Genomic DNA, 24,602 nt, shown 5'->3' on the forward strand with positions numbered 1-24,602 from the left:
AACGAACGTTTGACGTCATCAGCCTGGGGCGGCTGGCGATCGACCTGTACGCCGACGAGATCGGCGTGGAACTGTCCCGCGTACGGCATTTCAGTGTCTATGCCGGGGGATGCCCGACCAACTTTGCCACCGGCGCGGCCCGGCTGGGCCTGCGTGTGGCGATGGCCTCCCGGATCGGCACGGATGGCTTGAGCGACGGCCTGATCGACTTTCTGACGAAAGAAGGCGTCGATACCCGGTATGTCGTCCGCGATCCGGAGCACTTGACCGGGCTGGCTTTTCTGAGCATCCTCCCCCCCGACACGTTCCCGCTCGTGTACTACCGCCCCGATCCGGCCGATATGCACATGACGGCAGAGGATATTGCTCCGATCGCTTTCGACGATGCGAACGCGCTGTTCGTGGCGGGGACCCGGTTCAGCGGCGAGCCCGCCCGAAGCGCCACGCTGCACGCTATGGAGCTCGCCCGCGCGGCAGGCGCCGAAATCATCCTCGATATAGACCGGCGGCCCACGCTCTGGGCGGACCTTGACGCCTTCGGCAAACATCTTCGCAACGCCCTCCCTCTCGTGGACATCGCCATCGGAACCGAGGACGAAATCACCGCCGCGGCCGACCGGCCCAGTGTCGAGGAGGCCGTACCCGTACTGCTCGATCTGGTGCAGCGCGCCGTCGCCGTCAAGCGGGGGGAAAGGGGCTCGGAGGTGTATACCAAAGACGGAGGCGTGCATCGCGCGGCCCCGTTTTCCGTGGAGATACTCAATGTGCTTGGCGCCGGGGACGCCTGGGCCGCCGGATTCGTCTACGCCTTTTTGCAGGGATGGACATGGGAGAAATGCGCCCGGTTCGGCAACGCTACCGGAGCCATCATCGTGACGCGCCATGCCTGCGCGAACGACATGCCCACGCAGGACGAAGCAGTTTCCTTTATCGAGGAGCAAGGGGGATTCTGATGGGGACTGCATTCATTCGGGCAGACGAGGAAACCCGCAAGGACGAAAATCCCAAGGACCGGCCCGCGGCGCGCCTTGCGATCGAGCGGCATTTGAGCCGGTGTGCGGGAGCAGAAGGGGTGTTTACCATACTCGCCATCGATCACCGGGCCAATCTTGCAGAGGATATGGCCACCGCACGGGGCCGCCCTGTAAGCAGACAGGACCTCCTGACATTCAAGCGGGCGGCGATCCAAGGACTTGCCGGTTCGTACAGCGCCGTGCTGGCCGATCCGGATTATGGCTTCCTTGCTCTCGAAAATATGCCCGCGGATATGCCCGGCAACCCCGAAAGCGAATTCGGCCTCCTTGCCCCCCTGGAAATCACCGACTACAGCGCGCATCCAAGCCGCCGGGAAACGAAATTCATCGAAAACTGGGGGGTAGAGGAAATCGTCCGTTCCGGCGGCAATGGGGCCAAACTGCTGTTGTTTTTTCACCCGGAATCCGCGCGAGCCCGCGCGCAAACGGAACTGGTCGACCGGATCGGGGCACAGTGCCGCGCCTGCAGCCTGCCGTTCTTTCTGGAACCGGTGGCCTGCTCGCTCAAACCCGACCAGACCCTTTCCAATGAGGAACGCACACAGGTCACGGTGGAAACCGCACGGCATTTTTCGCAACGCAGCGTGGATGTGCTGAAAGTGCCCTTCCCCCTGAATCCCGATGTGTCCCCGGATACCTGGAAACCGGCGCTCCGGGACCTCGACGAAGCCTGCACGGTCCCGTGGACGCTATTGAGCGGGGGCGTATCGTTCGAATTGTTCGCCAAACAGGCGGAGGCAGCGTGCCGGGCCGGGGCCAGCGGAGTCATTGCGGGGCGGGCCGTCTGGGGCGAGGGGGTGTCATTGGAAGGCGAGGCCCTGGATACTTTCATGAAGACCACTGCCCGCAAGCGTATGGAAACCCTTGCTGCGCTGTGCAACCGGTACGGGACCCCCTGGCATGCCCGGTCGTAACGCCCCGGTCTGCAAAATCGCAACCGAGAACAGGGACCTTGGGACGCGCATTCGAACAAAACATAGGGCCCGGGATATCCTGCAAACCCGCGGCCAACCGCACGTTTATGTTTTGAGAGAAGACGCGTCCCAAGGTCCTCGTCCATGCGGATTTAATCAGAGGTTCCTATATCAATAACCTATATCAATCGGTAACAGGATGGCGACGCAAAATACCTTCACCATCATCCGGCGCGGCGCCGAGCGCCTGCTGCACATTGCCGGAGACGCACCGAACGGATTCCAGGGCGAACGAGCCGCAAACGGACTGCACGGTCCCCTCAATGCGCACAATGCCCGGGCCCTTCGGGAGACGCTCCCATGGACGGCGCCGGAACTCACAGGTCTGCGCAAATCGTTCGGGTTCGGAGACCGGCTGGGTATCGCCACACCCGGACACCTCGACGCGCTCGAAGCCGTGCAGGAAAGCGGCTTCTTTCCGGTTCTCCCGCAGCAATCCATGCGTGAAATGGCGCGGGCCCGGCGCAGCCCCCAACAGGTCATGGACGATGTTACCTGGGCCGTGCTCGAAACCGGATACCGGGGCGGATTCGGCTGCGACGCCGACCATGTCAAGACCGAGGCGGAAATCGACCGGTGCATCGACGCGGGCTTCATCGGCTTCACGCTCGACCCGGGGCAATACGTGTACCCCGCCGCCGATACGGAGAACAGCGCTGCGCTACAGCAGCATCTGGCCGAACTGCCCTGGGATATCCTGCAAAGCAATCCGAAGGACCATCGCAATCTTTACGTAATCGGGCAGGCGGCGGATACATTCTCTGAAGAAGCCTACCTGCGGGCCGCGGTCAAGTACGGCGCGGCGCTGGCGCAAACGGCCCGGCTCCATGCACACCTGCGCAGCCGCTTCGGCGCAATCCCCTTCGATCTCGAGGTCTCGGTCGACGAAACGGACACGCCCACCACTCCGGAGCAACACCGCTTCATTACGCTGGAACTGCACCGGCTCGGTATCGACTTCATCGGCCTTGCCCCCCGATTCGTCGGAGATTTTTACAAGGGCGTGGATTATGTGGGCGATGTGGACGCGTTCGACAAGGACTACGCCACCCATGCCGCCATTGCGGAATCACTCGGCCCCTACAAACTGAGCGTGCATTCCGGCAGCGACAAACTGGCCATCTACCCGTATATCCAGCGGCGCACGCCGGAATACGTCCATGTCAAAACCTCCGGCACCAGTTGGCTGGAGGCCTTGCGCGTCATCGCAAAGTGCGCGCCGGGCCTCTTCCGCCGCATTCTGGACCTGGCCGTGGACGGGTATGCTACGAACCGCCAGAGCTACCATCTGGACGGGCGCATCGAACGGATCCCGGACGTGGACGATGGCGCCCTGCCGACCCTGCTCGACGATCATCACGCCCGACAGGTAGTTCATGTGGCGTTCGGCGCGGTCCTCGAAACATACTACGACGAGGTGTATGCGGTACTTACCGAGCACACCGATGCACACCGGGAAGGCGTCCGGCGGCATTTCGAGAAGCATCTGGCGCCGTTCCGGGCATAATGGCAGCGTACCCTATGTAAGCAGCACGGTGAGGCTGCGGGGGCCGTGCGCCCCGATTACCAGGGCTTGTTCGATGTCGGCGGTCTTGGACGGGCCCGCGACAAACACGCCATAGCCCTCCCGGGCCACATCGAGGCGATCATAGGCTGCGTGCATGTCCGGCACAATGGCGTTTTTGTCCAGCACAAGCATCAGGTGCTGCGTCAGAAACGGGGCCGCCCGCGACCCCATCGCGGATTCGCCCAGCCATACGGCCCCGTTCTCCGCCACGCCGAATTCGCCGGGGCACACCAGCACGTCGAGCCGGGCCATGGTGTGCGTATCGGTGTGGGCGTCGATCCGGTCGAAGGACCACGCCGGAGCCGTCGCCGCGATGAAAGCGGCCTCCGGGAAGCGCTCCCGCACCGCCGCCTCCACGCCGCCCGTCTCCACGATCTGTACGGCTGCGGCAGCGGCCTCCACCGAGACCATGAACCGGGAAACCTGATCGCCTGTATCGGGATCCCGCACGCCGGTGATGGCCGGAAGGGGCACGGACGGCAGTCCGGCGCGGCGCACCGCATCAAGAATGGCTTGGCGGGCCGGGGATCCATGTTCGGCCCTGTCTAAAGCGTTATGTCGGCGCTTTCGGCTCATCTTTTTGCGGCGCCTTCGGGACAATGGATCATACATCCGCCCAAGGCGCAATCGTGTTCCTTTCGTTTCATTCCTTCCCCCGCTCCGCGGCATACCATTCGCCAAACGACCGGCCGGGACGTTCCGGAAGCTCCCGCGCCCGTCCCCAGGCATTCCAGCGCGTGTAGACCAGGCGGCGCGGCGCATACCGCAGAAAACTCCGGGCCAACCGGCCCGCCAGCCGGTACCGGCCCGGCCGCCGGGTAATCCATCCGGCCATTTTCATCCCCAGGCGTTTGCCCCGGGAAATATGCCCCTCGCGCACCGCCACCTGACGCCACCGGTAGAGCTGGGCATGGATATCGATCTTGACCGGGCATACGTCGCTGCACGAACCGCACAGCGACGAGGCGAACGGGAGCGCAGCGTACTGCTTCATATCCCTGCCGGGCGCCAGAATCGCCCCGATCGGACCGGATGGCGTGGCTCCGTAGCTATGACCCCCGCTGCGCCGGTACACCGGGCAGGTGTTCAGGCACGCCCCGCACCGTATGCACTTGAGCGAAGCACGAAAATCCTCCCGCGCCAAATGGCGCGTGCGCCCGTTGTCCACGAGCACAATATGGAGTTCGCCACCCGGCGCCGGACGGTGAAAATGCGACGTGTAGATGGAAAGAGGCTGCCCGGTGGCGCTGCGGGACAAGAGGCGCAGAAAAACGCTCAGGTGCTCCGGTTGCGGAATAAGTTTCTCGATGCCCATGCAGGCAATGTGTACCGGCGCCAGATGCACCCCCAGGTCCGCATTCCCCTCGTTGGTCACCACCACCAGCCCGCCGGTGGCGGCCACCGCGAAATTGACGCCTGTGATCGCGGCGTCGGCGCTCAGGAAACGGGCGCGCAGATCCTGGCGCATGGCTCCGGCCAGAAACTGCGGATCGGACGATCCTGCGGGCGTGCCCAGCTTCTCGTGAAACAGTACGGAAATCTCCTCTCTCCGGATATGTATCGCCGGCGCCACAAGATGACTGGGAGGCTCCTCCCTGAGCTGCACGATGCGTTCACCCAGATCCGTATCCACGACTTCGAGACCGCGCGCTTCGAGATACGGGTTCAGGTGGCATTCCTCCGTCAGCATGGACTTGCTCTTGACCACGCGGCGGACCCCCCGCGCTTCCAGCAAATCGTACACGATGCGGTTGTGCGCCTCCGCGTCCGAGGCCCAGTGGACCTGCACGCCGTTCGCCGTGGCGCAGGCTTCGAACTCAACCAGATATTCGTCCAGTTTCGACAGCGTGTGTTCCTTGATCTGCGAGGCAAGCTCACGCAGCCGTTCCCACCCTTCCACATTCTCCGAAACCGCATCACGCTTTTCACGGATGCGCCAGAGCACGGAATCGTGCCAGGTTACCTGCTCGCTATCGGCATTGAAGCGCGCCGCCCGGTCGGAATGATCGACGGGACCGGCATGCTGTGCAGCGTCATGCATGATGCGCCTCCGCACTTCCGTTCAGAATCTCGGCCACATGCAGCACCCGCAACGGCATGTCCCGCCGGCGGATGAGCCCATCGAGATGCATCAGACAGGACATATCGGCGCCTGTGATGACCTCTACGCCATGCCGCAAGTGGTCGTCGAGGCGATCGGCGCCCATCCGGACCGAAACCGCTTCTTCCTGCACCGCAAAGATCCCTCCGAATCCGCAACACTCGTCCGGGCGGCTCAGACCCACCAGGTCCAGCCCGTCTATCATGCCCAGAAGATGCGCCACATGATCGAACGGCGGCTCGCGGCGCTCTGACGAACTTGCCAGGCGCAGCCCCCGGAGCCCATGGCAGGAGGCATGCAGACCCACCCGACCGGAAAAGGACGCATGCAGGCGGTCCACCTGCAACACTTCCACAAGAAACTGGCACAATTCGTAATACCGGACGGTGTCCGTCTGCTCGACATGCTCCCTCAGGTGCAACACGCAACTCCCCGAAGGCCCTACCACGTAATCGAATTCCCGGAAGCAGGCGGCAGTATGCCGGTGCGTCGCCTCGGCGTCCTCTGCGCACCCGGAATTCGCCATCGGCTGGCCGCAGCACGTCTGCTCGCGGGGGTACGCCACGTCACACCCGAGACGCTCCAGCAATTCGAGCGTCGCGACCGCCACCCGCGGGTAGAACTGGTCGATATAACAGGGCACGAACAGGCCGACCTTCATCGCAGGAACGCCTCCGGCAACCCGCCGTCCACTTGAAGAATCTGCCCGGTGGTTTTACCCAGACGGCGGCTCGCCAGCAGAAAAACGGCCTCGGCCTGATCTTCGACGAAAATGGTCTGGCGAGTAAGCGTACGCTCTGCATAGAAATCCGCCAGCCGGCGACGCAGCGTGTCCGTATCCTCCCCTTCCTCGCAGGGCAATCCGTACCGGGCCAGCGAATCCATGACGCGATCCCTCGGAAACATGGCGCTCCCGCCGAGGACCGTCGCAGGCGCCACGGCGTTGACGCGAATCTTCGGCGCCAGGCGCATGGCCAGTTCGCGCACGAGATGGTTTGCGGCGGCCTTGCTCGTGTCGTAGGCAAGGCTTCCCGACTTGACGACCACGGCATTGGCGCTCGTCGTCAGCACGAGGCTCCCCGGCAGGTCCTGCGCCGACCAAATCCGGGCCGCCTCGTCCGCCACGATCCAGGAGCCGGTCACATTCACGCCGAACGCACGGGCCCAGGCCGTATCGGGGATATCGCCCCCGGCATCCGGGGTCGGATACAGCCCGGCCGTGACCACCACATGGTCTATCCCCCCGCAGGCCAGCACCACTTGCTGCAACACGCTGCGCACCGACGCCCGGTCCGTGATGTCAGCGCCAAAAGCAAGCACATGGTCCGCATCCGTACCGCGCATTCCCTGCGCCGTGGCGCGGGCCGCGCTTTCGTCCAGATCGACCGCCGCCACTACCGCCCCCTCGTCCGCAAGACGCTGCGCCACCGCGACCCCTATCCCGCTGCCTGCCCCCACAACGACCGCCACCTCGCGCGCCAGCTCTTTCTCGGGAGGCATGCGCTGCAGCTTCGCCTCCTCCAGCGCCCAGTATTCGATATCGAAGGCTTCCTGCCGGGGCAGCGCCGTATACGCGCCAATCGCTTCCGCACCGCGCATAACATGTATGGCGGCAGCGTAAAACTCCGCGGCAAGACCACTCTCCCGCCTGCTCTTGCCCCATCCGATCATGCCAACGCCCGGAAGAAGCAGCACCGACGGCAAGGCGCTGCGCATCGCCGGGGAATCCGGGTGACGGCACGCCTCATAATAGGCCGCGTAGTCGTCCGCGTAGCCGGACAGCGCCTCGTCGAGATGCTCCCTGAGCGCATCGGGACTCCCGTCCGCGGGATGCCGATCCACGTACAACGGCTTGATTTTCGTGCGCAGAAAGTGATCGGGGCACGACGTGCCGAGTTCGGCGAGCCGGGACGCCTCGCGGGAATTCACAAATTCAAGCACCTCTTTCGACGTATCGACCGTAGCGATCACCTTCCGGTCCCGGCTCAGCCGCCCGCGCAGCCAGGGAAGCAGGTCCGCCAGCACGGCGCTGCGCTCCGCCTCGGAAAGCGCCTCGTACTTTTCGCCTCCGAACGGGGTTTTCCCGGCGGTACGCTCGGCCACGAATTGCTCCGCCCGGTCCATCAGGCGGAGCGTGAGCAAGTAACACTCCCTGTCGTCGTCGGCCCAGTTGATAAGGCCGTGCCCGCCCAGCATCACCCCCTTCGCCTCCGGGTATTCCTCGCAGACGCGCTGCATGTCGAGGCCCAACTCGAATCCAGGCCGTTTCCAGTCCACCCATATCACCTCGCCGCCGTACGCCTCGCGCGTCAACTCGGCGCCGTTGTCCGCCGTGGCGATGGCGATGGCGGCCACCGGGTGCATGTGATCCACATGCCGATACGGTACGAACCCGTGCAGAGGCGTGTCGATGCTGGGCGCCCGCCGGTTCAGATTGAACACGGCATGCGAATACATCGCAGGCATCGCATCCTCCGCCTGTGTCTTCAGGCCCCGGTCCGGAAACCGCGCATAGGTCTCCTGCAGGGCAAGCAGTTTATGCTGGTACAGGGAAGCAAAGTTTTCCCTGCCCGCGCTACCCAGATCACCGCCGGACCCTTTGACCCATAACACCTCCACCTCCTCGCCCGTAACCGGGTCCCGCTCCATGATCTTCGACGACGTGTTGCCGCCCCCGGTATTCGTGAAGCGCCGGTCGCTGCCCAGCAGATTCGAGCGATACACGAGGCGGCCCAGTCCGTCCAGCCCGGCGGCCACGGCCTCGTCCCACTGGTCCTCTACATGCAGGAAATTCGGGGATTCGGAAGGGTTGTTCATAACGGCTATGTGCAAAAATGGAGTAAAAAAGGCGCAATTTGCGATATCACCTCCTACAAAACCTGACCGCTGGGCCGATACGCGCGCACATTACAGGAGCGGGCGGACACCTCGCGCAGGGAAACCCCCTGAGGCAGGGCGCCCAGCGTTCTGAGCTGGATCAGCGCATTGCCAAGCGCCGTCGCTTCGACGGGGCCGGCCGCCACAGGCCGGTTGCACGCCTGCGCCGTCAATACGCACAGCAGGCTGTTCTGCGACCCCCCGCCCATGAGGTGCAGCACATCGATACGCTCTCCCGTCACCCGTTCCAGATCGATGAGCGCCCGGCGGTAGCTATCCGCAATGCTCTCCACGATCAGGCGGCATAACGCGCCGCGCGAGGCCGGAAGCGGCGATCCGTTTTCACGCAGCGTGTCCAGCAGGCGTTCTTCCATGCCGTCGCGGTGCAGAAAACGCGGATCCTCCAGGTCCACCACGACACCCATAGAGGGCGCTGCGCGAGCCTCCTCTTCCAGCGCATCCCACGCCACGCCCCCCCACTCGCGCGCGCATTCCTGCAACACCCACAGACCGGTCAGGTTCTTGAGCAGGCGGATGGAACCGTCCAGCCCCGCCTCGTTTGTGAACCCGGCGGCGAGCGCCTCGGCCGTCACCACAGGCGTAGCGCGTTCCACCCCGAAAAGCGACCAGGTCCCGCAACTGATATAGGCCCATGCCGCATCCGGATCGACCGCCGGGGCAGCCGCTACAGCCAGCGCGGTGTCGTGACTGCATGTGGCAATGACCGCGATGTCCGGATGACCATGCACCGACCCGAGGATCGTGCCCGACGGAACGATTTCGGGCCACCGAACGGGATCGAGACCGACTGTCCGCATGAGCGGGGCCGCCCACTCCCTCGTATGCACATCCATCATCTGCGTGGTGCTGGCCAGCGACACTTCGACAGCCCGCCTGCCTCCAAGCCGGTGGTTGAAATAATCGGCCATCATGAGGCAATGCGCCGCTTGCAGACCTTCTTCGGAATCGGCCACCCACTGGTACAGCGTGTTGAACGGCCAGGAGTAGATGCCGGTGCATTCGTAAATATCCTCCGGCGGCACCGTTTCAAATACCGTCTCCATCACTCCGTCGAGGCGATGATCCCGGTAGCAATACGGTAAACCAACCGGAGATCCGTCTGCATCGAGCAACACATAATCGACGCCCCATGAGTCCACGGAAACCGAGCGAACCCCGGGCGCCTCGGCCAGCGCAGCCTGCAGCCCGATCCGTATCTCCTCCTCCATGGCGTGGATATCCCACCGGATATGCCCGTCTCCCTCCACGATGGGCGTCCCGAAACGGTGCACTTCCTGCATCTCCACACGCTCCCCGTCGAACCGGCCCAACACGACGCGCCCACTCGCAGCGCCAAGGTCCACGGCAAGCATATGTTGTGCCCGTTCCCGCATAGGGCCGCCGGTGTGCATCCGGTTACGATCAGAGGCTTTGCGGCGGAACGTACGCGGCGCCGGTGCGCGCCTCGGAAACCTGCTCACGGTACCGTGAGGCCCGGAACGCGCCCACAGGGTCGATGGCGCCCCCAAGACGTTTGCGAGCGGCCGCCGCCAATGCACTCACATCCGTCTCGTAGGCTTCCCGGAGCGTCTCCTCGGCCATCAGCACATCGTTCGTTTCCTGGTAATGCGCCAGCGCATCGCGCCGCACGATAAGCGCGCGGGCCCAGGATTTCTGCAGCCGGTCCACCGTTTGCAGAAGCGCTTCGACCGGATCCTTCACGTTATGGCTCTGGTCGATCATGTACGAAGGGCTCGCGGGCAGCGCGCCGTCCGCAAGGGCATCCGCCAATTCGTTGAATATAAGAAATAACTGGTAGGGTTTGATGGAGCCGGATGTGAGATCATCGTCTCCGTACTTCGCATCGTTGAAATGAAAACCGCCCAGTCTGCCCGCCGTGATGAGGCGCGCCACCACCTGCTCGACATTCACATTCGGGAGATGGTGCCCCAGATCGACCAGACACGACGCCCGCTCCCCCGTCTCCCGCGCCAGCATAAGCGACGATCCCCAGTCGGACACCACCGTGGCGTAGAACGCCGGTTCGAACGGCTTGTGTTCGATGAACAGGTTCCAGTCCGAAGGCATCGCCTCGTACACGTCCGCCAGACAATCCCGTACCCGCTCGTAGGCCTTGCGCAAATGCGTCTGTCCCGGATAATTGGCCCCGTCGCCCAGCCAGATCGTCAGCGCGTTCGAACCCAGCGCGGCGCCCACTTCGACCACATGCAGATTGTGCGCCACCGCTTGTTTGCGCACCGAGGGATCCGTGTGCTGGAACGATCCGAACTTGTAGCTAACCGTCTGACCGGCCTGATCCTGAAAGGTGTTCGAGTTTACGGCATCGAATGCAAGCCCAAGCGCCGCGGCCTGCTCCCGCAGGGCCTGCGGATCGTCGGGTTCGTCCCAGGGAATGTGGAGCGATATCCGCGAGGCCGAGCCGGTGAGCCGGCGCACCACGGACACATCCTGCATTTTCTCGAATACGTCGCGCGGCTCGCCCCCGCCCGGAAAACGCCCGAACCGCGTGCCGCCGGTCCCCAGGGCCCACGAGGGCACCGCCACCTCAAAAGCAGCCACCTGCTCCACGACCGCATCAGGGTCCAGGCCGCGGCGGCGCAGTTGTTCGTCGAGATGCGCATAGTCGCTGCGCCAGGCTTCGTCGCATTCCCGGTTCGAAGCGTCGATCTGATCCGGTGTCATCATGGCGTCAGGACAATAGGAATGAAACAGGAAGGTAAACTATGGGGGAGGTAAAATGCGGACCTTGCCGGCATGGCGCAGCGCGTATGCTGCCGGCTCCTGTCAGGAAGCATCGGCGCGGCCCATCCAGAACGAGGCGGTCGAAAACCAGAGCACGGCGCCCACAAGCATAAGCACCGCATGCGTGCGCCAGGAAAGCACGCCCGCAAGCACCAGCACAGCCGGAACGACCGTCAGGGCAAGGCCGCTGTACGACAGTATTTTCAGCACGGTGGTCATTGGCGTATGATTGCGTACAGGGCGACGAATCGCTGTATGATGAAACGATGATGCAAGGCGGAAACGTTACGATTGCGCGGCAGGAGACGCCCGACCCGATCGTTGCCGGATCACGCTAAGCCCGATAAACAAACCCGTTGCGATGAACCAGCCGGGCAGGCCCAGAAAAAATATATCCCATCCCCAGATCACATGCATCAACCGGCAGGCGGCCAGCGTCCCTATCCATGTCAACGCAGCGGGCCAGTCGAAAGCGATCTGTTTCCAGCCGGCGTATCCGGAGCGCAGACCCATCTTCGGCAGAATCCAGAAATCGGCGAAAATCACCGCCCCCATCGGCATCAGAATGAGCCCGTAGAGCGCCACAAAGTCAAGCAGGCGCATCATCAGCGCGGGAAACAGGGCCGCCACGGTCGTAACCCCTCCCACCGCGAGGGTCACCTTCCAGCGCTTCCAGTTCGGAGTGATGGTCTGCATGGCCAGCCCGGCGCGGTAAATCGTCGGGTTCGCCGTAGTCCACCCGGCCACCACCACGGCGATCAACCCCGCGATTCCCGCTCCGAGCCACGCAATCGGGCCGGGCGCCACTTCGCCCCCCTGCTGAATAGCCAGCGCCACCAGCACGCCCGACGCCACCCAGGCCATGTAATGTCCGAGATACATCCCGAAGGCGCTGGCGAAACCGTACTGCCATTTTCTGGCGTACCGCAGAATGGTCAGGTCCGCCATGCCTATATGCATGGCCATGTTCGCAAACCAGGCAAAAAACGTTACATGCCAGAAGGTGAACCGGACGCGGCCTTCCACCGGCACGCCCGTCCATATCTTCTCGTTCGCCACGGTCCGCAGATCCTCGAACGACCGCACCCCCAACTCCGGCAGTACGGCCAGCCCCGCAGCCAGAAACACGAGCAGCAACCACGGCGAAGCGATCTTGGAAAAGCGTGCAATCCTGTCGAACCCGAGCACGGCGAGCACGGTCACCACGCTTCCGACCGCCAGCACCGTCACCACCCATGCGGCGCTGTTGGGATACAGGTCGCTCAGGCCCGGCATGGGCATATCGAACGGAATGCCCACCGCCGTGGCCGCCACGGAAATCATCGCCCCCGCCAGAAAACAGAACATCAGGGCGTTGACGATATTGTAGGCGAAAAGCAGATTGGGACCGGTGATCTTCCGCAGGTGCCAGTACAGATTCAGCCGGGTCCTTGTGCCGATGGGCGCGCACAGAAAAGCCCACGACAATACAGCCAGCAAATTTCCCACCAGCAGGCCCAGCAGCAGATCGCCCGTCGCTACGCCATGTGCCACGAAAAGCGGCCCGATCACGAATTCGGTGCCCGCCACATGCTCGCCGGCATACAACCCGATAAACCCGCCCGGCCCCCTCAGGCGGTCTTCGGAGACCGGCTCCCGATCGAATTCGTTGATCGCGTCGAGGCGGGCGGCAAGAGTGCTTCCGGGGGAAGAATCCGTCATGGAACAGGCCTGGATATGGCGCGGGCGAATCACGGAAAAAGGGTATTCCAATCAACACATTGCAGAAACCCCGCAAACAACCTCTTCCGAAAACACGGCATGCCCAAAATACGATACCGAACCACGAATTCCGCAACGGCATTCCTCACATAGTTTTTACTTGACATTCCTGCCCTGTGCACAGCATTTTAGCAGGATAGGCCTGTCGGTTCGGTTCAATAATTAACAACGCATCGATCCACCGGCGAAATTGATTCCCTGACGAGCGGCAGGGTTCAAGCCTCATCAAACCGCTCTTTTCTTACGATTTTCAGCACCTGTACACACCATGACCAACACGAATGCCGACCCGATCTACACCATGGGACGCAGCGAGGGAGAAACCGAGCGCCTCATTTCCCAGTCGCTGCTCTACGAGGGCATCACCCTTCGCTTTTTCAGGGAAGCCGGCATCGCTCCGGGTATGAAGGTGCTGGACGTCGGCAGCGGCGCCGGAGACGTGTCGCTCGCCGTTGCCGGAATCGTCGGCCCGGAAGGCCGCGTGATCGGCGTGGACATGAACCCGGATATCGTAGAAACCGCCCGGGCGCGCGCCGAAGCCGCCGGACACGAACACGTCGAATTCGTGGCGGGCGACGCCCGTACGCTGGACATCGGAAACGATTTCGACGCCGTGGTGGGCCGGCTCGTGCTCATGTACATGGCCGATCCCACGGAAGCCGTGAGAGGATTCGTGCAGCGCCTTCGCCCCGGCGGCATTGTCGCGTTTCAGGAGGCGGACTTAGCCCGATACCGCACCTTCGAACACCCGGAAACGCCTCTGCTGAACCAGATCAAGGACTGGGTCATTGCGGTGTTCGAGCAATCCGGGGCCTCTGTAGACATGGGCTTCGGCCTGTACCGCGCCTTCGTGGACGCCGGCCTGCCCGCCCCGATGATGCACTACGAAGCACTCCTGGGCGGCGCGGATACGTGGACCGGCTACCCGTACGCCGTGCAGGCATTCGCAAGTTTCCTGCCGCTCTTCGAACAATTCGGCATTACGACCGCGGAAGAAGTGGGTCTGGACACGCTGGAAGAACGCCTTAAGCAGGAGGTGAAGACCTCAAAACGCCCCCTCCTCCTGCCGCCGCATGTGACGGCGTACGCACGGGTGGGGTGATACGGATGGTGCGACCAGTCCAAACATAATCCCGGCAGCACGAAAAACGTACGGGCATCTATCTCATGCCGTAGAATATTGCATCCCGGGATTGGGCGCCTTCATCTGCATAAATGGAACAGCCTCGCCCAAAAGGCGGGCCGCACAAACAGGATCAATGGCTACAAACGATTCTTCATTCTGGTCTACTCCCACATCGTAGTACATCTGCTCGCCCTTCAAATACAGCTTGATTACAAACTGCTCCGACCTGGCTAAAATCCTGGCCCGGTCAGGCCCGCCATCCGACTCTCTCGCAACCATCTCCCAGGCGAATTTGTCTCTGAACATACGCGCCTTTTCACCCGTTAACCGCACAAAATCGGGCGGAATGTTAATTATCATTTTCTCTTTGTCTTTCATGACAACACGGGTTAAGACACAAAGAACGAAAGGATCGCTGCCGCAACAGCCCCAAGTGCGGAAACCCAGGCAATTGCGAGACGCGTGGCTATCCCTCTCCAGAACACTTTCTCTACTTCGGATATTTTAGATGTTATTTCCTTGTCAATATACTCCTGAAAAGAAAGATTAACCCCCACATCGGTTGGTTTTTCCCTGGTCAACCTGCTCGTTTCAATTTGCATCGCTCCTGCGCCGCCTCCAGCGACTCAAATTCCGGGTACCTGCGTACGATCGCCGGGAATCAGTGCGGGCGCAACCGGAAAACCGGTCGTCGCTCCATAGACTCTCCGCTGGCCCAAACATAATCCCGGCAACACGAAACCTGGTTTGTACGAACGCTTTCCTGCAACAGGAAAGAAGTGTCCGCATCACAAAAAAACAAACCCGGAAATAGCTATGACCACCCAAGCCCCGCAAGCGACCCATATCCATGCCGATACCAATCTGATCAGCCGATTTCTTTCGAAATACGAACGCCCCAATACGGTTCGTATTTACCGTTATCACCTGAGCAGATTCTTCGGAGTGGAGTCAGTGACCATGAAAGAAGCGGCAGCGATCACCACCGAGTACGTTAACAGGCAAATCGAAAAAGCCGAAAACGTGCTCGCGCCGGCTACCGTCGAAGGGTTCGTAACCTCCATAATAATCTTCTTCGACTGGCTTTGCGCCATCGACGTCATTCGCAAAAATCCTGCGAACAAGCACCTTATCCGAAGGTGGAAGAAAGGGGGCAGAGCACAGCGAAAAATATTCGCCTTGTCGAAAGAAGAATCTCAGCGCCTGCTGGACGCAACACTGGTTAGCCCCTTCCACGACCGCTGCAATACGGCCAAGCGCAATCACGCGATTGTACTAACGCTTCTCAACTGTCTGCTCCGGCGCTCCGAAATGGGCGCCATGAACGTGGAGCACATCCGAAGTCTGGATGGGCATTGGGTCATAGACCTGCCGGAAACGAAGGGCGGCGCCGATCAATTCGTGAAGGTCCCTGCGCATGTGATCAAGGAAATACAGGAAATGCAGACATTTTACGGGATCGAATCCGGGCCGCTCTGGAGATCGATGGAAGGCCGAACGAAAGGCAAACGGCTGTGTACGCGGCAGATATGCAACATTATCAAGAAAGCGGCAAAGCGAGCCGGCCTGCCTCCCGAAATATCCACGCATACGCTCAGGCATACGGGATGCACGCTTGCCCTGGAAGCGGGCGCAACCCTCCATCAGGTGCAGATCCATGCGCGGCACAAAAACATCAACACCACCTTGCGCTACATTCACCAGCGCGACAAACTCAACAACTCCGCGGCCGACTTTATAGGGATATAATCCCTGTTCTGCGGTATTGCATGAGAAAGAAGCCCCGCCCCGGTTATCCGGAGCGGGGCTTTCTTTTGAAGAGGGCTTCGGCACGGCATCATTTCCATCAAGTGCCCTTATGGGAACACACTGAGCGCGTACACCTGCCTGGACACACCCACCCATAACAAAATGACCATTCTCTGTGAGAGTGGCGCGTCATTTTAACCAACATTGAGCATAAGCCATGACGTTCTTGCTTCAGAAATTCAATGCGATCAACCGCACTCGCACAGAGACGCGGGCCCGAAGCGGCTTGCGGTCTCCCGCAAGCGGCATCGCTTTCACCGGCCGCCTTGTGGTGGTTTGCCTGTTGCTTGCGGGCTTCCTGGGTGTGGGCTCCGCAGTGGCGCAGACAGCGCAGCAACAGCCCATAATTCTTCGCGTAGGGGGCGGAAGCGCTACGCTTAGCCTTACAAGTGAAGGCGCCTCCTCCGCCACCGGAGTCCATCATTACGTGCTTAACGATGGAGACGGTGTCACCCCCTCGAGTCACACCAATTTCGTCGCGGGTACGCATGCCCATGTGGTAGTTAATAGCGACAACCTGACCGTTACTCCACTTTCGGCGGGCAAAGTCAAACTGGCTTTGGCTCCGAATCCTGATCAGGACCTTACCACCGGAGCAGACGGTACTAATAACGGTACGCCCATCGAGTTCGAAATCATGTCGAGTGGTTCTCCGTATCTCATGGGCACCAGTGACGATAATGACGCCACGGGGTACAACGAGGAAGTAACCGCTCCGCATGTGCACAGCACGGTGATGTTGACGGTGAGAGACAAGCCGTCCATGCAGATCAAGGATATCGACGATCTTTTCAACGATCCCAATGACATCACCCTTGCATACAGCGTCAAGGCGGATCCGGTGAAGAAGGCTAAAAACTGGAAAGCGGTTGAAGCAGATGGTGCCTCTCCCAGTTCGGACATGATCGACGTAGCCGTTGTAACCGCAACGCTAAGCGGTACGACGTTGACCATTGCCCTTACAGGCGATGCGCGTGCAGATGATGCGACCAAGGTGTGGTTGATAGCGACGGACTCCCGGGGCGAATACGCCAGGTTGCAGATCGACCTGGGCGCGGTGGAGGCAGCGCAGAATTATTACGTCAATGACAATAAGGAAGACGACAAGATATATCGTGAGAACGATACCTCTACCACGGCTGATTTGTCGGAGATCAATTTGGCGAATGGATTTTCTATGGGTGAGAACACCCAGGCTGTATACTATTCTGTCGTCGCCAAAGCTGATAACAGCGCGTACGTGACGGATGCAAACGACGCCTCGTATACCATTGTCGCCCCGGCTTTGGTTGCGTCCGTCACGCAGACCGGGGACGATCCGGACGCTCCGGGTCCCACTGCCACGTTCGATATAACCGACATCCGTTCGACGGGCAAGGTTGAGGTCACGGTGAGTGCTACGAACCAGTACAAATGTGCTGACGGGTTTGATGGTACTCCTGTTTCGTTTGTAGCTGATGCGTGCACGCAAGATAAAAACGATGATGGCGATACCAATGATGAGGGTGAAAGTATAGCCAGCGAGCCGGATTACTCCATGGGCGCATCGTATTCGTTCACGATTACGGTGATCACCAAAACGACGCCCAAGCCTACGGATAATGACATTGAGGAGGTTGAACTGGTTGCCGACGGCGATCCGGAGATGGTGAATCTGGCGGATCTCGATGCCGATAAGGCCGACGCCCAGGCAGCCTTCGAAGATGCTACGGAAGGCGGGTTGACCTACACGGTGGAACTGGATAAGCCGATCGCCATGGCCAGCGTGGACGGTTCCGTGATCACGTTTGCCCCGGTTTGGCATGGCGAAAAGGATGCCAAAACGGCCAAGGCGACGGTTACGGCGGAAAACAATCTGGGAGAAACCTTCCACCGTGAGATCGACGTGAAAGTTACCCACGCCATTGCTCCCATTGTCAGCGAGGCGGTGCAGGCTGCTCTTGCGACAGGCTTTACGCTCACGCTGAACACAGGCGATCCTGCGATGACGGTGAATCTGGCCAATGTGATGATTCCGAATCCGGCAGATGCGACCATGCCCCTGGTGCTCGGCCCCGTCTTTATGAATCCGTACCCGGATCACGGTACGCTTCCCGGCGGGTTGCTGTACGTACTGGGAGTGGAGGCCGATTTCAAATCGCCTGCAAGCACCGCGAACAACGTGATCACGTCGGCCATGATCGTCAATCTCGATCCGCAGGCCGCCATGCTGAAGGTCACGCCGCTCGGCGCAAATTCGGCTGTGGTTACGCTTACGGCGACGAACCGTGCAAACAAATCGGCTTCGGTCACCATACCGGTGATGGTTGTTTCGGGCGTGAGCGCGGAAGACGCGGAGCTTCCGACGGAAGTCGAGCTTTCGCAGAACTATCCGAACCCGTTCAATCCGCAGACGACCATCGACTACGCGCTGCCGCAGGCAGGCGACGTGAGCCTTGTCGTGTACGATATGCTGGGGCGCGAAGTGGATGTGCTCATGGACGGTCCGCAGGCCGCTGGCCGGCACACGGTGCGCTTCGGCGCGAACCACCTGCCGAACGGCACCTACGTGTACCGCCTGATCGCTGGCGACAAGACGATTACGCGCACAATGGTTCTTGTCAAATAAGCGACAAGAGAGAGTTAACCCCTCTCGGCTTATGCTCAGCAAGGCCCCCGTTGCCGAAAGGCGGCGGGGGCCTTGTGTGTTTGTGGCGGGTATTTTATAGGATGGAAGCCAGAGCGGGGCTTTTTGAAATTATTGAGAACAAGGCTTTGGCATGGTGGTACATTCGTCACTATTACCTGAACGTACGCCATGGCATTCTTTTTCCGGAAATTCAATGCAATCGACCGCGCACGCGCCGGGGCGCAGGCCCGGAACGGCTTGCGGTTTTCCGCGAGCGGCGGCGCATTCGCCGGGCGCTTTGCGGTTTGTCTGTTGCTTGCGGGCTTCCTGAGTGTGGGGTCCGCGACGGCGGAGGTTGCGCTAACGGATGTGACGGGGGGCGGCGTGGGTCATTCCGGAGTTCCCGCGGCGGTCGCAGCCAGGACCGTGCCGGTGCCGGATACCCCCATTGGGGACAAGAAAGTAATAGCGGACTCAACAGCCATCACGTTCGACCTGGAAGATCTGAACGGCGATGCGATTGGCAATCCGAAAGCTTTTTCGGACCTCACCAGCGGGGGGCTGACGTATACGCTGGAGCAGGAGGACGAGATCGCAACGATAACGGTGGACGGAAGTATCGTGACGATTACCCCGATCTGGCGGGAGGACACCGAGACCACCCGCGTTAAGGTCACGGCTACGAACACCCGTGACCAGACCAGTGTCCCCGTGTACTTCGACCTGACGGTCGAGACAGCCAGGAAGCCGATCGTGAATGCGGATCCCGTTGTGCATGGCATTCTGGCCTCCGGCTTCCGGCTGAGGACGGGCACCCCTTCACTGGTAATACATCTGCGGAATCTCACGGGCGAAAAGGAAGAAGGGGACTATATACCGCTCTTCATCGATCCGAACGTTGCCGATAACGATCCGATTCCGGGCGGGTTGTTGTTCAGTATGGGCGTAGAGGATGTGGTAGCCGATCATCGCTATGATCGCCTGAGCATGGAAAACGATGTGTACACGTCGGCCATGCGCCTCGTGCTGGATCCTGTCGCGGGTACGCTGACGGTTACGCCTGTCGGCGCCAACTCGGCGACCGTGACGGTCTCGGCGATAGACCGTGAGGGCTACAAGGCTTCGGTGACGACGACCATCACGGTGGTGTCTTGCGATGGCGTGGATATGAGTGATCCATGCGAAGGTGTTACCACGGGTACGGAGGGCGCGGAGCTTCCGACGGAAGTCGCGCTTTCGCAGAACTATCCGAACCCGTTCAATCCGCAGACGACCATCGACTACGCGCTGCCGCAGGCAGGCGACGTGAGCCTTGTCGTGTACGATATGCTGGGGCGCGAAGTGGATGTGCTCATGGACGGTCCGCAGGCCGCTGGCCGGCACACGGTGCGCTTCGGCGCGAACCACCTGCCGAACGGCACCTACGTGTACCGCCTGATCGCTGGCGACAAGACGATTACGCGCACAATGGTTCTGGCCAAATAAGCCAAGGGGGAGAATGCCTCTCGGCTTATACTCGCAAGGCCCCTGTTGCCGAAAGGCAGCGGAGGCCTTGTGTGTTTGTGGCGGCGGTGAAATACGCGATCCCGATCAGTTAAGTTGTAATGCAGGTTCGTCGGAAATGACCAGACTGCGCCCGACCATACGCAACGCTCGTTCGACTTGTCCGATATGGGAACGGTGATCGAGATTAAGCAACTTTCGGATAGCGCCTTCGCTCAGTCCCATGCGGCGGGCAAGTTCGGTTTTTGTGATACGCTGTGCCCGCATCGCCGAGTAAAGAGCCAGTTTGGCGGCGACAATGGACCGAACGGCAATACGCCTCTGACCAGCGATAACAGGACTGGGCGAAGGGATATCTTCGCGGCATTGAATGTATGCGCCCAATGCAGCTACGAGGGCATCCTCCGCCATGGCCAGTGCCTCGGCGTGGTCGCCGCCGCTGGTAAGCGCCTCGGACACATCCGGGAAGGAGACCGAGAACCCGCCATTTGCTTCGGGGGTCAATACACACGGGTATGCATACTGCATCAGAAATCCTCCTTTGGAATATCGAGTTGCTTCAGCATGTTGCGAAACGTGCCCGTCGCCAATTCACCTCGCTTGACCGTCGTGCGATGATCGCCAACGTACAGGATTCCATGGCTTCCCTTTCCTTGCCTCGGGTCATAGTGATACGCTTTGCCATGTCGTTTAGCATAGCGTCTGGCTCGCCTGAGAAATTCAGCACCCGTCAAATTCGCACCTTTATGTACGATTGTCAATAGAAAATGCCTTAAAAATGGTGTGTCAATGCTCAGAATCACTCCGAAACCCGACCCCATGCATATAGATGCATGGTCCCGCCAGATATAACTCCAGATTTTTCAAAAAATGTGTCCGGCGAATGTCACATGCGGCGGTGGAATACGTGCAAGCGTGCTCGATTACATAAGTAATGGGTGCCCGCAAGTTTTTGGTGCTGCCGGAGTTATGTTTGGGCCGGCAAAGAGTCTATAGAGCGATGGCCGGTTTTCCGGTTGCACCTGCACTGATTCTTCAGGGGGCGATTCTGAAGATGGCCCCACCGGAAATTTGTTCGGGACCTTACTGGTCAATGACATATATTATTCCAGACAATGTCTGGATGTTGGATGACTTTTAAACCGTCTCCGAGACCATGGACACCCTCCAAATCGTATTTGCCACGTTGAGTCTATCGGTACCCGTTCTTCTGGGCTGGCTGCTGCATAGTGTAAGCACCTTGCATCGGGACGTAGGCAACCTTGTCGGAAGGTTTGAGCAGATGAACAAGCGGTTTGAGCAGATGAACAAGCGGTTTGAGCAGATGAACAAGCGGGTGGGCAACATCGAATCGAAGCTCGGTGCGGCATAATCTGAAATACCTGGGTTGATCATCTCACCGCATGATCCCCGGCACTACGCATCATTACCTTGAGCGGCTCGTTAGTCATTTCGAGCGGCCGGCCTTTATCGACAAGGATCCCATCTCCATCCCTCACGGGTTCGACGATCCACGCGATCGGGAGGTTATCGGCCTATATGCCGCCCTGCTCGCTTGGGGCCGCCGGGAGACCGTGCTGGCGAAGATGAACGATCTCTGCGAGCGGATGCATTTTCGCCCCTATGCATTCGTCCGAGGGTTCGACGGAGCACGGGATGCCGACCGCCTGTATGGATTCAGGCACCGGACATTTCAGCCGGAGGATCTTTTCTGGCTCACAAATAACCTGAGTATCCTGCTGCGCCGGCACCAAACGATGGAGGAACTCTTTGTGCGATACCTACCGATCTCCGCCACCCATGTCGGACCGGCCATACAGGGGTTCAGCGAATCGGTTCTGTCCGCGCATCCGGATACCCCGCCACGCCTTGCAAAACACCTTGCGCGTCCTGCAACGGGAAGCGCCTGTAAGCGGCTGAACATGTACTTGCGGTGGATGGTGCGCCCGGGGCCGGTGGACATGAACCTGTGGAACCACATCGCGCCGGATCAACTCATGCTCCCGCTGGATGTGCATTCGGGGCGGGAAGCCCGCCGTCTAAGTATGCTCACGCGCAAGAGCAACGACTGGAAAGCCTGTATCGAGTTGACGGAAAACTGCCGGCATCTGTGCGCAGAGGATCCTGCGCGCTACGATTTCGCCTTTTTCGGCATAGGCGCTTACGGTGCGCCCGACTTGGGCGAGCCGATTGACTGGTGAAATTGCCGCTTATTTGACCAGAACCATTGTGCGTGTAATCGTCTTGTCGCCAGCCACAAGGCAATATATGTAGGCGCCGTTCGGCAGATGGTTCGCGTCGAAGCGCACCGTGTGCCGGCCAGCGGTCTGCGGACCGTCAATGAGCACATCCACTTCGCGACCGAGCATGTCGTACACGACAAGGCTCACATCACCTGTCTGCGGCAGCGCATAGTCGATGGTCGTCTGCGGATTGAACGGGTTCGGATAGTTGCCAAGGAGTGCTGCCTCGGTAGGCAGTTCTTCGTTTTCTGTGTTCACGGGCGCGGGGTTCCCTGCCATTAATGACTGACTCTCTGACCGGGGCAGACGGACAGTAGTTCTTGCAGAAACTCCTCCTCCACTCGGGTTCTCCGCCCGCACCTCGAATATGTACACCAACCCGTTCGTAAGGCCTGTGACCGTATAACTGCGGGCGCTTGCTCCACCGGGGATATCGTTCCAGGTTGCAGGAGCGTCGAAGCCAAAGGTTTGGTCACTTTCCTTGTACCGGTACGCGTATCCGGTGATATCCCCCGTGTCATAAAACGGAGGGTCCCATGTCAGTGTCACCTGTTCGTTACCGGGAGTATCCCTCAAGTACATCGGCGCTTCCGGGGTCAACTCGAGCGGTGTGGACGGTGTAGACAGTGTGGGCGGCAGCGGCGGCGGACTTTCGTCATCGATGATCGTCAGGTCTACGGTGAAAGGCTTCGCCGCGACCTCATTAATCGGATAATTTTCCCGCAGTACCCTTATCCGCACGGTCTTGTGCCCTTCCTTTACCGCGTTGTCCGTTGCCGTGATCGTCAATGTCTCGGTGCTCGTCGTTGCGTTCTGGGCAAGATTCAGGGTGGTTCCGCTTATCGTCAGGGAAGTGTCCACCGCCGGAGCTACCGGTTCCAGAGTGAGCGTCAGGCTCTTCGCCTCCGTTATGGCAGAGGGTATGGTCGCCGTCAGGGTGGCCGTGCCGCCATTCTCATTAATCGATACCGGATTCAGCGCCAGCGTGATTCTTGGCGGGGTGTTGTTGGTCACGCTTTTCCACATAGTTTTCTCGACCGGATTCCCGGCCGGGCTCTTCAGGCCGCCGGATGTCGGCAGAAAAACGTCTTCCTCTATGTACGTTGGCTGGTAATAACGAACATGCAGCGTCTGGCCATGATTTATTCCATTGTTTTCCGCCAGTGTGAGCGTGACCTTGGCGCCCTGTATCGCCACGTCCTGCACACGATAGTCACCCCCGTTGCCAGAGACCTTTACCGGGAAAAAGACTTCGCCCGGCATCGAATTGGCATCCAGGTTCTGATCGAAGGTTATCTCCATCTCGGTGTCGTTCACGGTCACCGAAGTGATTGTCGGCGCCGTACCGCCGCCGAGCAGGCCCGTCCTGGCTTCGTCCTCGTTCGATGGTTCGCTTACGCCATCGTCGTTGATTGCCCGGACCCGGTATTTCACCACCGTATTGGGCGAGAGCCCGGTATGGCTATAGGACAGGTTGGTATCTCCGGTATCTTTCACCAGTGTGCGCCAATCTCCCCCCTCCTCTGAGTCTGAGCTTACTGTACCGAGATTGCTTTCGTACATCGAGAATGCCTCGATCCGGTATCCGGTAATGGCCTTTCCGCCGTTGTTCGTTGGCGCAGTCCATGAAAGATTGATCGTATTCGTTCCAGAGGCTGTCGCCGTAAAGTTGGTCGGCGCGCCGGGGACAGCGACGGCCAGTGTGGATGCAAGCCTTTCGTCATTGCCGTCGTGCCGATGCTCGACTTCCGTGGCGTGCGCACGCATGGCCGGGCTGGTTGCAAGCACCGTCAGCAAGGTGAATGTAATGCAGAACGTCCGTGATGGAAAAACGACCGGAATGGAGTTTGGTACAGGGCTACCCCAGACACGGGTTCGCCAGGTTGCGGGAGATACCACCGTTCAGCCCCTACGGGTTCGTTGCGAATTGCAGAATGACAATTTCTCTGTGTACCCGATATATTATTCAGGCTTTTCGTACAGAGGCGAACGGGTGGGAAATGAGGCTGGGGGCAAATTTAACACTTATGTATAAACAGGGCACAATACTATGCAGGTGATTTTGCTGCGAGAATGAAGATTCGAAGATTCTTCATTCTACTTTGATTTAAGTAGCGTTGCGACGGGAGCGCCTTTATCAAACACACAAGGCCCCCCCCGGCGCAAGGCCGCGGGGGCGCTGCGGATCAAATTCCCCGAGGGGGTTACAAAATCAGTTGGCGTATTTATCAACGAA

20 protein-coding genes are annotated in these 24,602 nt (G+C 60.2%); 9 read left to right on the forward strand and 11 right to left on the reverse strand.

The annotated features are described in order from the left end of the window. Positions 1-23 precede the first annotated feature (23 nt). From iolC to F4Y00_00300, 3 genes are all read left to right on the forward strand, one after another. Positions 24-953: a 5-dehydro-2-deoxygluconokinase gene (gene iolC, locus F4Y00_00290; protein ID MYE03408.1), complete on the forward strand. Its 930-nt coding sequence runs from the start codon at positions 24-26 to the stop codon at positions 951-953. Further along, complete coding sequence (locus F4Y00_00295) at positions 827-1,948, forward strand: tagatose 1,6-diphosphate aldolase (GenBank protein ID MYE03409.1); 1,122 nt, start codon at positions 827-829, stop codon at positions 1,946-1,948. Before iolC ends, F4Y00_00295 begins: the two co-directional genes overlap by 127 nt. A 199-nt stretch (positions 1,949-2,147) precedes the next feature. Further along, positions 2,148-3,515 (forward strand): hypothetical protein, encoded by a 1,368-nt coding sequence (locus F4Y00_00300; protein ID MYE03410.1) that lies wholly within the window; start codon positions 2,148-2,150, stop codon positions 3,513-3,515. Positions 3,516-3,527: 12 nt separating this feature from the next. Here F4Y00_00300 and F4Y00_00305 read toward each other — a convergent pair whose 3' ends face one another. From F4Y00_00305 to F4Y00_00335, 7 genes are all read right to left on the reverse strand, one after another. Continuing rightward, entirely contained in the window at positions 3,528-4,304 is a 777-nt protein-coding gene (locus F4Y00_00305; GenBank protein ID MYE03411.1) for a hypothetical protein, read from the reverse strand. Beyond that, entirely contained in the window at positions 4,219-5,616 is a 1,398-nt protein-coding gene (locus F4Y00_00310; protein ID MYE03412.1) for a lactate utilization protein, read from the reverse strand. Before F4Y00_00310 ends, F4Y00_00305 begins: the two co-directional genes overlap by 86 nt. Next, on the reverse strand, positions 5,609-6,337 hold the full coding sequence (locus tag F4Y00_00315; protein MYE03413.1) for a (Fe-S)-binding protein: 729 nt from the start codon (positions 6,335-6,337) through the stop codon (positions 5,609-5,611). The genes F4Y00_00310 and F4Y00_00315 overlap by 8 nt, the downstream gene beginning before the upstream one ends. After that, on the reverse strand, positions 6,334-8,493 hold the full coding sequence (locus F4Y00_00320) for a bifunctional rhamnulose-1-phosphate aldolase/short-chain dehydrogenase (protein ID MYE03414.1): 2,160 nt from the start codon (positions 8,491-8,493) through the stop codon (positions 6,334-6,336). Before F4Y00_00320 ends, F4Y00_00315 begins: the two co-directional genes overlap by 4 nt. Positions 8,494-8,546: 53 nt before the next feature. Next, complete coding sequence (locus F4Y00_00325; GenBank protein MYE03415.1) at positions 8,547-9,965, reverse strand: rhamnulokinase; 1,419 nt, start codon at positions 9,963-9,965, stop codon at positions 8,547-8,549. A 10-nt stretch (positions 9,966-9,975) separates the two neighbouring features. Then, positions 9,976-11,259 carry a sugar isomerase gene (locus tag F4Y00_00330; protein ID MYE03416.1) on the reverse strand — a complete coding sequence of 428 codons (1,284 nt, stop codon included), beginning with the start codon at positions 11,257-11,259 and terminating at the stop codon, positions 9,976-9,978. A gap of 342 nt (positions 11,260-11,601) precedes the next feature. Continuing rightward, a complete protein-coding gene (locus F4Y00_00335; GenBank protein MYE03417.1) occupies positions 11,602-13,017 on the reverse strand; it encodes a hypothetical protein in 1,416 nt (471 codons plus the stop codon). Between the two features lie 328 nt (positions 13,018-13,345). Here F4Y00_00335 and F4Y00_00340 point away from each other — a divergent pair, with 328 nt between their 5' ends. Further along, entirely contained in the window at positions 13,346-14,179 is an 834-nt protein-coding gene (locus F4Y00_00340; protein MYE03418.1) for a class I SAM-dependent methyltransferase, read from the forward strand. A gap of 63 nt (positions 14,180-14,242) precedes the next feature. On the opposite strand, the gene F4Y00_00345 is transcribed toward F4Y00_00340, so the two are convergent. Further along, a complete protein-coding gene (locus F4Y00_00345; GenBank protein ID MYE03419.1) occupies positions 14,243-14,581 on the reverse strand; it encodes a hypothetical protein in 339 nt (112 codons plus the stop codon). Positions 14,582-15,019: 438 nt separating this feature from the next. Between F4Y00_00345 and F4Y00_00350 the strand changes: the two genes are divergently transcribed. From F4Y00_00350 to F4Y00_00360, 3 genes are all read left to right on the forward strand, one after another. Continuing rightward, positions 15,020-15,952 (forward strand): tyrosine-type recombinase/integrase, encoded by a 933-nt coding sequence (locus F4Y00_00350; protein MYE03420.1) that lies wholly within the window; start codon positions 15,020-15,022, stop codon positions 15,950-15,952. Positions 15,953-16,169: 217 nt separating this feature from the next. Next, the gene (locus F4Y00_00355; protein MYE03421.1) at positions 16,170-18,620 is read left to right on the forward strand and encodes a T9SS type A sorting domain-containing protein; all 2,451 of its coding nucleotides are present in this window, start codon (positions 16,170-16,172) and stop codon (positions 18,618-18,620) included. A 189-nt stretch (positions 18,621-18,809) separates the two neighbouring features. Next, on the forward strand, positions 18,810-20,105 hold the full coding sequence (locus F4Y00_00360) for a T9SS type A sorting domain-containing protein (protein ID MYE03422.1): 1,296 nt from the start codon (positions 18,810-18,812) through the stop codon (positions 20,103-20,105). 105 nt (positions 20,106-20,210) lie between these two features. Here the strand turns inward: F4Y00_00360 and F4Y00_00365 are convergent, their stop codons facing one another. Both F4Y00_00365 and F4Y00_00370 read right to left on the reverse strand, forming a co-directional pair. Then, the gene (locus tag F4Y00_00365) at positions 20,211-20,651 is read right to left on the reverse strand and encodes a type II toxin-antitoxin system HicB family antitoxin (protein ID MYE03423.1); all 441 of its coding nucleotides are present in this window, start codon (positions 20,649-20,651) and stop codon (positions 20,211-20,213) included. Beyond that, complete coding sequence (locus F4Y00_00370) at positions 20,651-20,857, reverse strand: type II toxin-antitoxin system HicA family toxin (GenBank protein ID MYE03424.1); 207 nt, start codon at positions 20,855-20,857, stop codon at positions 20,651-20,653. The genes F4Y00_00365 and F4Y00_00370 overlap by 1 nt, the downstream gene beginning before the upstream one ends. Before the next feature lie 422 nt (positions 20,858-21,279). Between F4Y00_00370 and F4Y00_00375 the strand changes: the two genes are divergently transcribed. Both F4Y00_00375 and F4Y00_00380 read left to right on the forward strand, forming a co-directional pair. Then, positions 21,280-21,495 (forward strand): hypothetical protein, encoded by a 216-nt coding sequence (locus F4Y00_00375; protein ID MYE03425.1) that lies wholly within the window; start codon positions 21,280-21,282, stop codon positions 21,493-21,495. Between the two features lie 31 nt (positions 21,496-21,526). Further along, positions 21,527-22,324, forward strand: coding sequence for a TIGR02757 family protein (locus F4Y00_00380; protein ID MYE03426.1), 798 nt, complete (start codon positions 21,527-21,529; stop codon positions 22,322-22,324). Positions 22,325-22,333: 9 nt separating this feature from the next. On the opposite strand, the gene F4Y00_00385 is transcribed toward F4Y00_00380, so the two are convergent. Then, entirely contained in the window at positions 22,334-24,163 is a 1,830-nt protein-coding gene (locus F4Y00_00385) for a T9SS type A sorting domain-containing protein (GenBank protein MYE03427.1), read from the reverse strand. Positions 24,164-24,602 lie beyond the last annotated feature (439 nt).

The organism is Bacteroidetes bacterium SB0662_bin_6 (assembly GCA_009839485.1).
Classification (GTDB): domain Bacteria; phylum Bacteroidota; class Rhodothermia; order Rhodothermales; family VXPQ01; genus VXPQ01.